The 14681-nt window shown below is 45.0% G+C and carries 13 protein-coding genes and 1 pseudogene; 8 read left to right on the top strand and 6 right to left on the bottom strand.

Annotated elements, in window-relative coordinates; all coding sequences use genetic code 11:
• Positions 1-385 precede the first annotated feature (385 nt).
• Together F1593_RS25465 and F1593_RS25460 are read left to right on the top strand one after the other, a co-directional pair.
• Positions 386-973, top strand: a pseudogene (locus F1593_RS25465) (class I tRNA ligase family protein); the annotation flags it as partial.
• Between the two features lie 255 nt (positions 974-1228).
• On the top strand, positions 1229-2119 hold the full coding sequence (locus F1593_RS25460; RefSeq protein ID WP_149404372.1) for a LysR substrate-binding domain-containing protein: 891 nt from the start codon (positions 1229-1231) through the stop codon (positions 2117-2119).
• Between the two features lie 107 nt (positions 2120-2226).
• Here F1593_RS25460 and F1593_RS25455 read toward each other — a convergent pair whose 3' ends face one another.
• The 4 genes from F1593_RS25455 to F1593_RS25440 all read right to left on the bottom strand — a co-directional run bounded on the left by F1593_RS25455 (position 2227) and on the right by F1593_RS25440 (position 7778).
• Positions 2227-3033: an ABC transporter permease gene (locus F1593_RS25455; protein WP_149404371.1), complete on the bottom strand. Its 807-nt coding sequence runs from the start codon at positions 3031-3033 to the stop codon at positions 2227-2229.
• Positions 3014-3880, bottom strand: coding sequence for an ABC transporter ATP-binding protein (locus F1593_RS25450; RefSeq protein WP_149404370.1), 867 nt, complete (start codon positions 3878-3880; stop codon positions 3014-3016). Before F1593_RS25450 ends, F1593_RS25455 begins: the two co-directional genes overlap by 20 nt.
• 12 nt (positions 3881-3892) lie before the next feature.
• On the bottom strand, positions 3893-4966 hold the full coding sequence (locus tag F1593_RS25445; RefSeq protein WP_149404369.1) for an ABC transporter substrate-binding protein: 1074 nt from the start codon (positions 4964-4966) through the stop codon (positions 3893-3895).
• Positions 4967-5498: 532 nt separating this feature from the next.
• On the bottom strand, positions 5499-7778 hold the full coding sequence (locus F1593_RS25440; protein WP_149404368.1) for an ATP-dependent helicase: 2280 nt from the start codon (positions 7776-7778) through the stop codon (positions 5499-5501).
• Between the two features lie 329 nt (positions 7779-8107).
• Between F1593_RS25440 and F1593_RS25435 the strand changes: the two genes are divergently transcribed.
• The 3 genes from F1593_RS25435 (at position 8108) to F1593_RS25425 (ending at position 11865) form a co-directional block, all read left to right on the top strand.
• Entirely contained in the window at positions 8108-9136 is a 1029-nt protein-coding gene (locus tag F1593_RS25435; protein ID WP_149404367.1) for a GNAT family N-acetyltransferase, read from the top strand.
• Positions 9137-9400: 264 nt separating this feature from the next.
• Entirely contained in the window at positions 9401-10375 is a 975-nt protein-coding gene (locus tag F1593_RS25430) for a DMT family transporter (protein WP_149404366.1), read from the top strand.
• Between the two features lie 710 nt (positions 10376-11085).
• Positions 11086-11865, top strand: coding sequence for a TIGR01458 family HAD-type hydrolase (locus F1593_RS25425; RefSeq protein ID WP_149404365.1), 780 nt, complete (start codon positions 11086-11088; stop codon positions 11863-11865).
• A gap of 320 nt (positions 11866-12185) precedes the next feature.
• Here the strand turns inward: F1593_RS25425 and F1593_RS25420 are convergent, their stop codons facing one another.
• Positions 12186-12596: a PPOX class F420-dependent oxidoreductase gene (locus F1593_RS25420; RefSeq protein WP_149404364.1), complete on the bottom strand. Its 411-nt coding sequence runs from the start codon at positions 12594-12596 to the stop codon at positions 12186-12188.
• A gap of 127 nt (positions 12597-12723) precedes the next feature.
• Here F1593_RS25420 and F1593_RS29670 point away from each other — a divergent pair, with 127 nt between their 5' ends.
• Together F1593_RS29670 and F1593_RS25410 are read left to right on the top strand one after the other, a co-directional pair.
• Complete coding sequence (locus F1593_RS29670; RefSeq protein WP_149404363.1) at positions 12724-12873, top strand: winged helix-turn-helix transcriptional regulator; 150 nt, start codon at positions 12724-12726, stop codon at positions 12871-12873.
• 453 nt (positions 12874-13326) lie between these two features.
• Positions 13327-13689: a YrdB family protein gene (locus F1593_RS25410; RefSeq protein ID WP_235932700.1), complete on the top strand. Its 363-nt coding sequence runs from the start codon at positions 13327-13329 to the stop codon at positions 13687-13689.
• A gap of 195 nt (positions 13690-13884) precedes the next feature.
• Here F1593_RS25410 and F1593_RS25405 read toward each other — a convergent pair whose 3' ends face one another.
• Positions 13885-14130 carry a winged helix-turn-helix transcriptional regulator gene (locus F1593_RS25405; RefSeq protein ID WP_235932699.1) on the bottom strand — a complete coding sequence of 82 codons (246 nt, stop codon included), beginning with the start codon at positions 14128-14130 and terminating at the stop codon, positions 13885-13887.
• Positions 14131-14376: 246 nt separating this feature from the next.
• Between F1593_RS25405 and F1593_RS25400 the strand changes: the two genes are divergently transcribed.
• Complete coding sequence (locus F1593_RS25400; RefSeq protein WP_149404361.1) at positions 14377-14562, top strand: hypothetical protein; 186 nt, start codon at positions 14377-14379, stop codon at positions 14560-14562.
• Positions 14563-14681: the final 119 nt, after the last annotated feature.

Raw genomic sequence — 14681 nt, 5'->3', positions numbered from 1 at the left:
GATTTATAGAGAGCTAAAAATGTGGCCCTTGACATCACCTGTTACGCACTCCGTGACGTCAGCGTGGCTCAGGGACTCATGCAGGAACATCGTGGGCCGCGCTGACATCCCTACGAGTCTAACTACGCTATCGCCCACATTTTCTTCACGCTCCTGGCCCAACCTGGCCGGTTCTCAAAGGTGCCTCCGGCGGGACATAGCGGGTCTTGGGCCACAGCAGATACGTTTGCTTCCTATTGTTCCTGTTTGGTAGAACAGATTTATTACCGTGTTCTTACTGCATTTTATCGTCATTCCAATTCGTGTTCAGAAAGAAAGTGAGTTTCTCTTACAGACCTCGATTTTATTGTCTTGACAAAGCGGGGCACTATAGTTATCGCGTTTAGCCCAAACCATTACGTTGGCAACTCGGGAGTTGGAAAATGGGAATTATGCCGCAGCGCGTAGCGAGATTGAGCGTTTCTTCTGGTCAGATTTTTGTGATAATTATCTGGAATTAGCGAAAGCACGCCTCTATAAGGAATACGGTGAGGAGCGAGTACAGGCTCAATGGACGTTGTATCATGCGCTATTGACTGTCCTTAAATTGCTCGCTCCATACCTGCCATTTGTCACCGAAGAAATTTATCAGGAGCTTTTCCGCAAGTGGGATAGTGCATTATCAATTCACATTTCTGACTGGCCGATTGCACCTGAGGAATGGATTAATAGTGATGCTGATTTTGCTGGTAAACTATTATTAGAGATTCTGCATGCGGTCAGACGACAAAAAGCAGATCTGGGTATCTCTGTTGGTGCTCAATTAGCCTCTTTACAGATCTTTGTTGCGCAAGCTCATATCTCCCTTTTAGAGGCGCTATCCAGCGATATACAAAGCGCTACTCGTGCTCAAGAACTTGTTTTTTCCTCTCTTTTAAAGGAAAGTGAGCGTGATCTTCAACCATTGCAGGTCAAGCTAGTTCTATTACTGTAACGAGTAAGTGTGGATGTTTCGTTTAACTTGTCAGGAAGAACAGACTTTTGTTTTTTTCTGGCAAGTTAAAGCAGGCAAGTGTTTCTCTTATAGCATGTGTTCTATTCAGCATTATTTTTGAGATACTACTATGCATTTATAGCCAATGAACTTATAATAATGTCGATACTCCCGGGTACAATGCATGGAGAGATAGAGAATAGAAAGAGCGCATCTATGAATAGTTATAGTGTAGCGCTGTGAGGTGCCTGAATATTGAATTTACAAAATTTACGAGCCTTCTTGAAGGTGGCTGAGTTTGAACATATCACTCGGGCGTCTGAAGAACTTCATCTGACACAGCCGGCAGTGACAAAAATAATGCAGAGTTTAGAACAGGAAGTGCAACTGTCATTGATTGAGCGGCAAGGGCGCCGTATCGTGCTGACTCATGCTGGTCGAGTCTTGCAAAGCTATGCGCGTCAGATGTTTGCGCTTGAACGTGAAATGGAAGATGCTCTTGCTTCTCTGCGTGATGTAAAACGTGGTGAAATCAAGCTGGCTGCGAATACCACTGCGGGTGTATATTTGTTGCCTTCTATTGTTGCTCGCTTTAGTGCATTATATCCTGAAATTGCGCTTAATATCTCTATTTTGAATTCACAAGATATTGTAGAGCATATCCTGGATTGGTCACTAGATTTTGGTATTGTTGAAGGGGATGTTTCTCATCTGCCAGAGGGCTTGCATATCCGTTTTTTTATGCGTGATGCACTGATTCTTGTTGTTTCTACCGCTCATCGCTGGTGTGGCTTACAAAGTATTCGTCCAGAGGAATTGGGAAATGGCGAATTGGTAGTACGTGAGCGGGGAAGTGGTGTACGTGATATGTTGGAACGTGATTTAGCGTCGCGCAATATTCCTCTGAAGCCATTGTTGACACTGACTGATAATGAAGCCATTAAGCAGATGGTAATTAATGGTGTGGGAGCAGCCGTGGTCTCGTTAATGACCGTCCAGCGCGAATTAGTGAATGGTGATCTCGTTCAGGTTCCTGTAACTGGTATGGAAATACACCCTGAACTCAGTTTTATTCAACGTTCAGATAAACAGCTATCCAGAGCAGCACAGGTTTTTTCCTCTTTTTTTGTGCTCACTTCAGAATAATAAATGTTAGTAGTTTCAAAGAAAAGAAAGGACATCACCAGAATATCTCAATAGCTCTTGTCGATGATGTCCTTTGCTGACTGATAGAATTTATGCTTATTCTCTATTTAGTGACTGAGTCCCCAGCGTTTACGCACTGTACGCTCAAGGGGGGCGAATATTGTAGCGTCTATTATGACACCGATAATGACAAGTACAATCATAATGGCAAATACTTGAGAGATATCACCAAGGTCTCGACCACCTTCGAGTAAGCCGCCAAGGCTGACCGTAATATAAATGAGTTCGGCGGCCATCAGAGAGCGCCAGGCAAATGTCCAACCCTGTTTGAGCCCGGTCAGGATGGATGGCAAGGCAGCGGGTAGGATGACTTGTAGCGAAAGGGCCAATCCGCGTGAACCCATGTTGCGAGCCGCCTTGATATAGACTGGTGGTGTGTTTTTAATCCCTGCATCGACACCAAGTGTGATTGAAAACAGGGCTCCCATAACTACAACAAAAATCATTGCTTGTTCATGTAAGCCAAACCAAAGCAATGCGATCGGAATCCAACAGACACTGGGGAGGGCCTGTAAGCCTAAAACAAGCGAGCCGAGTGTTTCTTCGACATAGCGATTACTACCAATAAGTAAACCAAGAATCAGTCCCAACACCAATGAAATGATATATCCCATTAGGAGACGCCTCAGGCTGACAGTGATTGCGATTAAGAGTGAGCCATCCTGAATAAATCCTTTGAGGCTGGTCCAGACGTCAAGGGGTCCTGGAAAGAGATAATCTTTCCAGATGTGTAGCGCGGTAAGACCTTGCCACAGAAGAATTAACAGTACATAAAAGAGAAGCTGACGTATAAGCTTACCTATCCACTGTGTTCGAGGTCGTTGTTTGCTTACACTAATGGATGGTGCTGCCATTTTTTTGCTCCTGTTCTTGTAATTGCATTTCGCTTTTGAGCGCATCTAAAATTTCGGCGGCTTTATCTACCAACTTGTGATCTTCCAGGCTGCGCGACCGGGGAAGATCAATGCGGAAATCTCGGATAACACGTCCTGGTCGTGGCGCAAAGACAATTACACGATCACCAAGTGCCACTGCTTCTCGGACATTGTGTGTCACAAAGAGAATCGTTTTATGGGTAGCTGCCCAGATGGATTCCACTTCATCCTGCAAATGGTCGCGAGTAAAGGCGTCAAGTGCTCCGAATGGTTCATCCATGAGTAATATTGCCGGATCAATTGCCAGCGCACGAGCAATGGCAGCCCGCTGCTTCATACCACCAGAAAGTTGATGTGGATAGCTCCGTTCGAAGCCTTTCAAATTGACCGTTTCGATAAAATGATGGGCAATTTCTTTTCGTCTTTTTGCAGGAACACCCGCTTGCTGTAATCCAAATTCAACATTACGTTGTACATCAAGCCAGGGGAACAGCGCAGCCTCCTGGAAAAGGAGAATACGGTCTGTCGACGGTCCATGTACAGCCTTTCCATTAGCAGTAATTTTTCCACTAGAAGGTTTATCGAGACCAGCAACTATGTTCAGCAACGTTGATTTTCCACAGCCGCTTGGTCCCAACAAGCAGACAAATTCTCCGGCAGCAATAGAGAGATCAACAGGGCGTAAAGCCTCTACAATGCGTCCACCATCGGCGAATGTTTTACTTACACCTTCAATTTGCAAAGAATTTACGCCAGCGAGTGGGGATGCTTTGTCCTCACTATATGCTTCAATATCGCGAATGCTATTGACTGTTGATTGGCTCATATGAGTCCTCCCTTATGAAGCTGAAACTTTTGGCAATCCCTTACTGCTAAGCACATTATTTAATAAGTCAAGTGCAAAGATGTTTGAAAGATCGGGCTTTGTGGTGCCAAGGAAACCCAGAGAAAAAGCATTGTCTGCAGACTTGAATAAGGTACTAGCCAGCGGATCATAGGTAATGTTTTGCTTTTTAAAGGCTCCATCGATGACTTTAGTTGAAAGCGCCTTTCCTGTGAGCTTTTTTAATTGCTCATTGGCGATCTTTTCTGCCTCTGGCAGATTGTTGTTGATATATTGAACTGTTTCGACGTGAGCTTGTAAGAATTTTTGGACAATATCAGGATGTTGATCTAAGAAATCCTTCCGTGCTACAACAAGCGTCGTGATAAATTTGTTATCGGGCCATGTGGTGCGTTCATCCAGAAACAGAGTTCCTTTGGCCTCAGTTAGCAAGCGTGATGCCCATGGCTCTGGAACCCAGGCGCCATCAATCTGTCCAGCTTTGAACTCGTTCAGGATGCTGGCATTATCGGTAGGAATGATTTGAACATCTCCACCCTGATCGGTGGTTTTCAGATTGTTTGTTTGAAGATAATGGCGTAATGCGATATCCTGAGTGCCACCTTTTTGTGGAGTTGCCAGTTTCTTTCCATGTAAATCAGCTACGTTTTTAATGTTGGCACCTGGCCGCACAATGAACGAGGCGCCGCCGCTAGATGCACCCGCAATGATGCGTACCGCATCGCCATGGGTTTTGACATAGGTATTGATGGCAGGGTTTGGGCCAACATACCCGATGTCAATATCCCCGGCCGTTAACGCTTCCATAAGGGCCGGGCCAGCGTTAAAGGTTTTAGATGCATCAATTTTATTATTGCCAAGAGTCTGCGCAAATGTGCCACGAGCAACCCCTACCAGCGCAACCGCATGTGTGATATTTGGAAAATAGCCAAGATGGACTGTAACAGGAGAACTCGCATTTCCTCCCGAGGTTGTACTGGAATTATCTGTACCACAAGCTGCTAGTGCCAGAGAAAAAAGCAGGAGAATAGCAAATAAGCGTGGTAATCGCGGTGACGGTGCCTTCATGGAAATAGTGCTCCTTCATCCTTAATTAAGAGTGATTATCTGTGTATGAAATGCATCAAGCCCCTGGATTTATTACAAGCGCTGCCCTCTTCGACCCCTTATTAAGGACTCCTACGTTCATCGTTCTATGAGTTCATTCTTAAAATTTGGGTAGTATAGCTTGTTTCGTTTTTTGCGCTGTGTATCCTTGCGTAAGCTTGCGAAGTCCACTTATTTTTGTGTAAAGTCAGTTACAATTTTGATTGCCTTGAGCCGCCTAAGCAGGACAATATGAAACTGCTGTTACGTCATTGATTAGAGATTACATAAGTTTATAAGAGTTGTCAATGACTTTAGTTGATTTTCTTGATGAAGTTAGTCATCAATAGAACATTTAACTATGATAATGTTTTGTTTGCTGTGATTTTTGTCCTGTTTGTAGGATGAGAAGAATCTTTTGAGAAGGGTTAAAATAGCTTGCTTTATACAAATGAAGCCCTGAAGAAAGCTCTGTTACAAACAGAAAAAGGCTCTTTCTTCAGAGCTTCGTTTGTTAGAATAGGGTTGGCGTTTCGACGAGCGGACTGAGTTTGCGAGGCGTGCCATCACGAGAAAAAAGATAAGGATTGAGATTCCCATCTTCATTTGTCGGTTTGAGGCCAGCTTCATCAATAAAGCGCGAGGGAATGGCTTCTGTACCACGGTAGCGCTGCATCGATGTCAGGAAAAGCTGTTTTTGAGCGCGTGTAAATGCTACATAAGCCAGACGACGTTCCTCAGCCATTCCTGATGGGACAACTGGCCCATCCTCAACCAGTGTATAGGAGCGGCGATGAGGGAATACCCCTTCAGTCATGCCCATAACAAATACAACTGGGCTCTCGAGACCTTTTGATTTGTGGATGGTCATCAAACTGACACAGTCACGTTTATTTTTGTTATTATCTTCGGCCTGTTCTTTCAGTTTTGTCATCGCCTGTAAGAAATGCCGGATAGTATGATGTTTTTCTGCAATCTGAATCAGTTCTTCTAGCTCATCATAGCGAGCTTCTAATTTTACCTCTTCATGATGGGTTGGCGCTTCAGACTCTTCCTCTGGTGTTTCGCGATGTTTGCTATCATAGTGGCGTAGATGAACATCATAAGCCGCAGCTCTGATCTGTTTAATTGCCTCTGCTGGATTATTTCTACTTTTTGACCAGAGCCGCTTAATCAAGGCAACCAGATCTTTAACCCCCAATTGATGCTCTTTTGGTACCGCATAGGCATGTTCTTCACAGTATTGTAAGAGTGGTCTACCACTGGCGTGAGCTGTTAATACACCATAAAATGTAGCGGTAAAGCGATGGGAGGTCTTGCCGGTGCTCGCAAAGAATTCGCGTGACGGAATATTTGCAACGATACGAAAAGCTGTATTCTGCTCTCCACAATGCACCGGTGTAAAGACATCATCCCATTTTTGTGGTTCAGGACCATTGCGGGCAGTCAGATAGTTTTGATGAATATGTACCCCTTCTATCAGGGCTAAATACGCCAGGATATCGCGGGTTGTTTTGCGTTTAAAGAAGGATGAACCTCCAGCCGCACGATAGGGAATGCGTTTACGCGCCAGAGCAATTTCTAAGGAAGCCAGATGATGGTTGGTGCGCGAAAGCACAAAAATATCTTTATAAGAGAGGGCATCCTGATGTTCTTTCCAGGTGCGCACAAGTCGGTCGATGCGCTCAGCAATGCCCTCGGCTTCCTGTTCTTGATCCTCATATGCTGTAACCCAGACTGGCGCACCATCGGGTTGGGTTGAGCGTAACATCTTTTCAAAGCCTGGGGTCACCTCATTATGACTGATGAGCTGATTGGCAGCCTCCAGAATTTGTGGTGTAGAACGATAATTGTGCTCAATACGAAAGATTTTGCCCTTAGGATACATGGTTCTAAAAGAAAGAATCGAAGCCTCTGGACTGGCACCTCTAAATTGATAAATTGCTTGATCCGGATCGCCTACTACGACTACATTCTGTTTAGGAGCGGCAAGATATTGAATTAATTTGTATTGAGATGGGTTTGTATCCTGCGTTTCATCAACTTGCAAATAGTGATAACGTCCCTGCCATGTTTTACGGTACTTAGGGCTGCTCTCAAGTAAGCCGAGCGGAATATAAATAAGGTCTGAGAGATCGTAGAGTTTCTCTTTCTTTTTTGTTTGCTCGTAGTTGATAAAAAACTCTTGATAGCGAGTAGCTAACTCGAGATCAATACTCATATCATTGCAAAAGAAATCGCAGGAATTCTCAGCCGGGATCATGGCATCTTTAGCACGATCAACCGCCGCCAAAGCATCTGTAATTTCAACGTTCCAATTCATACCGCGTGTACGATTACTTCTCCAGGGACGGATAATATCTTCCGCGAGCCATTGACGAGGATCACCACTGATTAATTTCTGGTTGAGCTGCTGGGGCGTAAGTTCCAGTTTTTCTCTCAGCATTTGATGCCCGAGTCCATGGAATGTCACGACGCGTAACGGCTTGATCTCTGCAGCGCTCATGCCACGAGCATGGAGTGCTTTGGAGGCCCGTTTCTCCATTTCGTTGGCAGCAGCCCTGGTAAATGTGACACAAAGAATAGACTCTGGTGCCACCCCCTCATCTGCCACAAGCCTGACCAAACGTTGTACTAGAATAGATGTTTTTCCTGTACCGGCAGCGGCAATAAATGCTGCCGGCCCATCTTTGTGCGCAATAGCGGCTGCCTGTTGAGGATTAGCACTAAAGGTTGGTGTGGTCGTAGAACTGGTCCGTGTCTTTGTCTTTTGTCTTATTCCCTGAGAGGTCATGCTACAAATTTCCTATTACAATCTTTAACCAATCTAAGCGTTATAGGATGTACTATAGCAGGTTCAACCAAAGAGAACAAGTAGAGATTTACCTGGGAGATGTCGGAATCCATTGTATCAATGAGTGTTTTTGTGATGCGCTTAAAGTACTCATGATAGTTGAAATTGAAGGGAACTGATATTTAGTACTATCAATATACTTATGGAAAAAGATTGAGATAGAGTAAAATATTGAATATATTGTACATCTTGCCGAAGTTCTATTTTTCAATAGTGGATGTAGAGTGAAATATGTCTGGAGTTGTTGTGTACAGAAGGGGGCTAATGGCATGGGTTCAGAACAGATTATGGTGACTGCTGTAAGAGATGAGCATGGAGCTGCTATTGCTGATCTTATCGTTGCGCAGGAGCGACGTTGGCGTACATTGGATGCGTATCTCCCCGCAGCAAGGTCTGTTGAGCAGGCGCGAGCTGTAATTACGCGCCATCCTGAGAGATATGACACTTCTCTGGTGGCCTTGAATGCTCAAGGAAAGGTCCGCGGTTACGCACGCCTTTCTCTCTGGGAGCTTCCACCTGAGGATGGGCTACGAGCATTTTTTACTGCTCGTAATGGACTGGTTGAGGAATTAGCCTTACCTGATCCTGCCGATGTCGATGCACTCACCGTTGCCAGTAGTCTGTTAGTTGCATTAACTCGTCAATGGAATAAGCAACAAACACTGGGAAATATTTTTCGCTGGCCTTGTTGTGATCAATGGCTGGATACATTGCTACAGAGAAATTCTTATATGCTAGATAGTGATTTTGCGTATCACTCAGCTCAACCTTTGAGGCCAACAACTCGTCCACCTTCTCCGCATGTGTCATCAAGGTTAGCTCGATTTGCAGATGAACCTGCACTGGTTGCCTTATTTACGGAAGAGCTGCTCTTTCATGAACCATACACACCCTTTGTCAGGATGAGTTCTAATGCCGAATTTGCTTTCCGGCAACGCTTAGCCAATGCCTGGGAGCGCAAAAATTTGGAAGCAGGCGGCCCTGTGGTAGTCGTAGTTGAGTATAATGGTGAGGTTGTCGCGATGTCTGAAAATGAGCTTTCAATTATCGAAGCGAAAGATGATCCGGCTTTGTTACCCGCAGGGCGCTATGGATATTTAAATAATGTTTCTGTCCATCAGAAGCAACGTGGTCAAGGGATTGGTCGTGCGTTAGTGCAGGCTACTTTTGACGTTTTTTCTCTCCTGATGGTTGATGGATTTTACTTATGGTTTAATCCTGATAACCCCTTAGCGAATTCATTCTGGCCCCACATGGAGTTCCATTCTCTCTGGCGAACGTATCAGCAGCGACATTGAAAACGAGAGTGTGCTAAGTCTCAACCATAAAATGTAGCAGATTTGCAAAAATTGCTTATGTAAATCAGCAAAAATATTCGGGTCTACATCCTTTAGAGTGAAAGCGGGGTACAGGGGCGGCAGCCCATGACGGAGCGCGATGGCAGGCATGCCGGGGGCATGACAGTCCTCGCACCTTCCCTCTTCCACCACCACCCGGAAGGACGGAGAGACAAATATTCTAAACTAACAGTTGAATAGAGTGAATGATTGTGAGTAGAGGAAATGAAACCTATAATCCTTGGAGTAGTCGCATCAGGCTTTTTTGCTATATCTTTTATTTTAAATCATGCCATGAATTTGGCCGGGGGAAGTTGGATTTGGAGTGCCTCGTTACGTTTCATCTTCATGTTGCCTTTTTTATTGATCATTGTACTCCATAAGAAAAATCTTGCTCCATTGTTAGAGGACATTCGAGTGCATTTTGGCGCCTGGTTTGTTTGGAGTATGGTTGGGTTTGGTTTTTTCTATATTCCTCTCTGTTTTGCATCTGGTTTTGCACCAGGTTGGCTGATAGCGGGCACCTGGCAAGTGACGATTGTTGCCGGTACTTTGCTTACTCCACTCTTTACCCAAACGATTATTTCAGAGCATGAATCCATACGGGTGAGAAGGCGTGTGCCGTTGAAGGAATTATTGTTTTCTAGCATTATTTTGTTGGGTGTTGCCATCATGCAGATAGATCACGCTGCGCATCTTGTATGGAATGATATTTTATTTGGCATACTTCCTGTGGCTGTAGCTGCTTTTGCCTATCCTCTAGGTAATCGCAAAATGATGGAGGTTACCGCTGGTAAATTTGACGTTTACCAAAGAGTATTGGGAATGACACTCTGTAGTTTACCTCTCTGGCTTGGGCTTTTTGTGTATGGTTTGCTGACAGTTGGCCCTCCAAGTGCTGGCCAGTCCCTCCAGGCATTAATTGTGGCCATTTCATCTGGTGTCATTGCTACCTCTCTCTTTTTTACTGCGACCGACAAAGTAAAACATGATATTCGGAAACTAGCTACAGTGGAAGCTACTCAAGCTGGTGAAGTTCTCTTTACTCTGCTAGGAGAGGTGATCTTCTTTGCTGCTGCCTTACCATCCCTGGCATCACTGTTTGGAATTTTACTGATTATTGGTGGCATGGTTGTGCACAGTCTGTGTGCCAACAAAAAAGAAACCATTCTTACGGCAAGCTCTCTTACGGAAATTTAAATATTGCAATTCTACCTATAAATGTTACCTGGTAAAAGAGGGTAAAAAATAGGAAAATCGTCATGGTTTTTACCTACAACTTCCTAAATGATAGGGGCGTATAAGTATTGATAATGTATGAGGATTATTAAGTGTTCGGTTTGGATTGGAGGTAAGGCGTGAATTTAATGATTCCTTGTACGCAGAGATTTGTAGAGGCTCTCGATGGATTTAATAAGCCTGAGCGTATGATCGTCTACCGTAAAATACGTTTATTCATGGATCATCCAACTAGTCCATCTCTGAAAGTGCATCGCTACGTGGCGTTAGAAAATGTGTGGGAATTTTATGTAGATCGTCGGATGCGTGTGCTTTTTGAGCGATTGGATGGACAGCCTCATTTTTGTGACGTTGGGTTTCACTCTGTGTTAGAGAAAGCTTGCCGTTATCAATGTACCTATTATACCCATATGCTCTGCCTGGGAGACGATTTATCTAAATGTTATCCAAAACGGAAGGAATAACTCTTGTTGTTTCGGATAGCTACCGGATATGAATGGATTAACATGTTGGTTGCCATGAATGTTTGTAGCATGTGAGAACGATTGCTCACGATTGTTAGCCGCAACGATGCGGCTTTTTATGTATACTATAGAGGTGTACATAGGCGTATTTGCGTAAATTTTTTACAGTTTTTAGAATGCCTGGTATCAATATGGAAAGAGGATAAAATGCAATCGGTACGTGGTATTTTGTTAGATATTGATGGGGTATTGCATGTGAGCATGCAGCCTATACCGGGTTCGGCAGAAACGTTGCTATGGCTGGAACAAAAAGGATATGGTGTCTCTTTTGTCAGTAATACAACGACAATGGCACATGCTACATTAGCTCAACGATTACAGCAGATTGGTCTACCAGTAGAAGAGCACCAGATGATAACCGCTCCTCTGGCAGCGGCCAGATATATCAAACAGCATTGGCCGGGGAAGCGGTGCTGGTTGTTGAGTAAAGGGGATGCATTTCGAGATTTTGTAGACATTGAACTGGTAGAGGCAGATGCAGATATTGTCATCCTGGGCGGAGCTGAAGAATTACTGACATACAAAACGATGAATGCCGCTTTTCGCATGCTGATGAATGGGGCAGTATTATTGGCGTTGCATACAAACAAGTACTGGAAAACGAAAGATGGCTTACAGCTTGATAGTGGACCATATGTTCATGCCCTGGAGGTTGCGACCGGGCAGAAGGCATTGGTGATAGGAAAGCCGGAGCGAGCTTTTTTTGAGCAAGCATTAGCGGCTACAGGTTTTACTGCTCAAGAGACGATCATGGTTGGGGATGACCTTGAAAATGACATCAAAGGGGCGCAGAAGGCCGGGCTGCGCGGCATTTTTGTAGGTACGGGAAAGCACGATATGAACTCTCCATTGTTACAGCATATTCAACCCGATGCCATTCTCGCTTCACTGGTTGATTTACCATCCTGGTTAGAGCATAATTTATGAGCAGGAGTGCAACTGCAAAATTATCCAATTTGAGCCTGGTGATAGGTGAGGGAATTATAAAAGCATTTTTAATGCCATCGTGAGCTGAGGTTACCAAATTGGGGATTCAGCTCTTTAAGCGCAAAAGCCATGCTATTAAATTTGACATGTTTTTCTTGCGCCCTTCAGAACAGGCCCAGTCACGTGATACTTGACAAATATGTGCAGTAACCATGGCAAAAAGTGAAAGCAGTCCTGTTAGCTGAACTGCCTTCTCCTTAAGAAAAAATGAGCTGAATTATGCAGCCTCATGCTGGTCAATAGTAAGTGCGTGCTCTATATCACTCACTCCATGGCCCAATACCATGAATACGTTCAGCCGTAATGCGGGTAATATGTCCCTGTGGCGATCCATCGGGAGCGAATATTGTGCCCGGGGCGATATAGATCTGGGCCAGTTGGTTCAGCAATTCGGAGGCACCGCCCTCGGTAATTCTGGCACGGCCATTGATCACGAGATAATTATCCAGTTCATTAGTTTTTCCACCCGTCACCATTGAGAGTGCGACCCGGGCATCGCGCTGAATATTCTTCAATTTTTGGTAGATCTTCTGGTGAGCACAGACAATTTCATCGCCATCAAGGCCAACCCAGACGATAGAGACCTGAGGACTGCCATCCTTGTTCAGGGTCACAAGATGAGCGGGATGGCCCGCAGTCAATGCTTGCCGTACTGTATCATTTAAAGTCATAACGATCAGATCCTTTCTTGCGTAGTTGATAATGTCAGTATAAACGAGAAATATTCATGCAGGAAGTAGGCACAATTATGTGCTATAGTATCAAAAAAGGTATTCATGGGAGAGAATTCGATGCGCAATGATGTATGTCAATGTTGAATATTCTTTGACGGAATTTGGCAAGACCCTGGAGCCAATCTTGCTAGCGATGCTTACATGGGGTGATCAATATAACAGCCAGATCGTCACAAGAAAGTCCGCTCAGTTCGCAGATGAGAAACGCGTTTGATGTTGAGCTGCTTTGGTATTACTGGTGTGCCCCTCAAATGCAGCAATGCCTTCGTTCCCTAAGAGGGGACCAATGAGTTCAATACGACGTGATCCAGAGTGGAGAATAGATGCGCTTTTTGCCTTTAGACCTGGCTACGTGATACTGGGCCTGCTTTAGAAAGCATGTATTTGAGTTCTACACCAGCTCGCATTTACGTCGGCCTTGACAACTCTGGCTCTTATAATAAAGGGACAGCACAAGGGCCGTTGCGGTTGTGGTTATTGATCGTATTTTAAGTTTCGTGTACAATTATGACTGTATCTTCAGCGTATCGCGCATAATGTTGGACGGCGTCTGGTATTAGCCCACCTTCAGATTGCTCCAGAAATCTCACAGCAGATTGCAGCGATGGCTCGCGAACTGGAACAGAAGGCACAGAGCTAGCTTGTTGTTAGATAGAATGTGAGTAATATGATTCAGGGATTGAAAAACACGAATCTTGCATTGATGTTTTTTCTGGAGTTGGGCGTCCTGGTCTCGTTGGGATATTGGGGTTTCTCAACAGGAGCGGGAACGCTGGCTAAAATCGGACTTGGTCTTGGCGCTCCGGTGCTAGCCGCCGTGATCTGGGGCCTGTTCGGAGCGCCTCGTGGAAGATGGCATCTATATGGTATCTTTCGCTTGATCCTGAAAGCGATCTTCTTTGGCTCAGCTGCTGTGGCCCTCTTCGCCGTTGGTCAACACATTCTGGGTGTAGCGTTCGCGCTGATCTTTGTCTTCAATGCTGTGTTGAGCTATGTGTGGGAACAGGATCCACAGCCAGCTAGTGTGTAATCTTGTTGAGCTGTTCAGGTCGTTCGAACTGCAAGAGCATCAGGGAGGCCAGGTGCAGGGGAACGTTATGCGGCAGGATGGAAGTCTGTTATTTTCGTCGGAGTAGTTGAACCTACCTGCAGAAATGAGGACGTTGTTGCGAGAAGGGATGGCCCCGGAGGACTATCCCTTCAAAAAGAATCTACATTTCTAACATCATAGATTGAAAATGTTATTATTGGACGATAGAATGTGAGATATCGCAGCGATTGGTATCTTCTGAGGTATGTATAACCTCATGCGGAGCGGTGCGCTTGCAGCGCATGACGTTTCAACTTTGGGGAGAACCACAGGATACACTCTCTGTGTAATCAGCCCATCCGCTTCCAATTCATGTAACTGCTGCGTGAGCATCTTATCGATAATATCAAGTAACATCTGTTTAAACTGACCGAATCGCATGGTTTGGTAGCGATACAGTTTCCATAAAAGACGCGGCTTCCACTTTCCTGCCATCAACTGGACACTGGCAGAAGCGAGCTTCAACCTGTGTATCCATACTTTCCTCCAGGAGAGTACCCTTTTTTTGTACGTTCTTGTTTTCAAGATGGCTCAATGGTATGCTTGTGTCAAGCCGGCTGGTAGCCGGCTATCACAGGAATGCGAGGAAATCATTCATCCTTGCCGTCTCTGAAAGGAATGAGAGAAATGTCAAAAGAAACGCAGGCTGAAACGTCGAGGGAGCTGGATACGAGCGCGAGACACGCCCCAGAGCAAGCCGAAGAGACATGGTGTCCTGTTATAGAATTGCGTCAATATATCCACCACCCGGGGAGGCGCGATGAGTTCATTGCCTTATTCGATGACTATTTCATTGAAGAGCAAGAGCAGTGAGTGCAGAACCCACCCTACTCGCGTTTTACGAGCGGCTGCTGCCGTTTGCATCGGCCTTTATGGCCCTCTTTGGTCGCAGCAAGCTGCCCCATCGCTCCACCTTGAGTCGATATCTTGCT

The sequence above is a fragment of the Dictyobacter arantiisoli genome, from assembly GCF_008326305.1.
Classification (GTDB): domain Bacteria; phylum Chloroflexota; class Ktedonobacteria; order Ktedonobacterales; family Ktedonobacteraceae; genus Dictyobacter; species Dictyobacter arantiisoli.
Note: the sequence above shows the minus strand (reverse complement) of the source record. Positions and strands in the feature narration are given on the sequence as shown.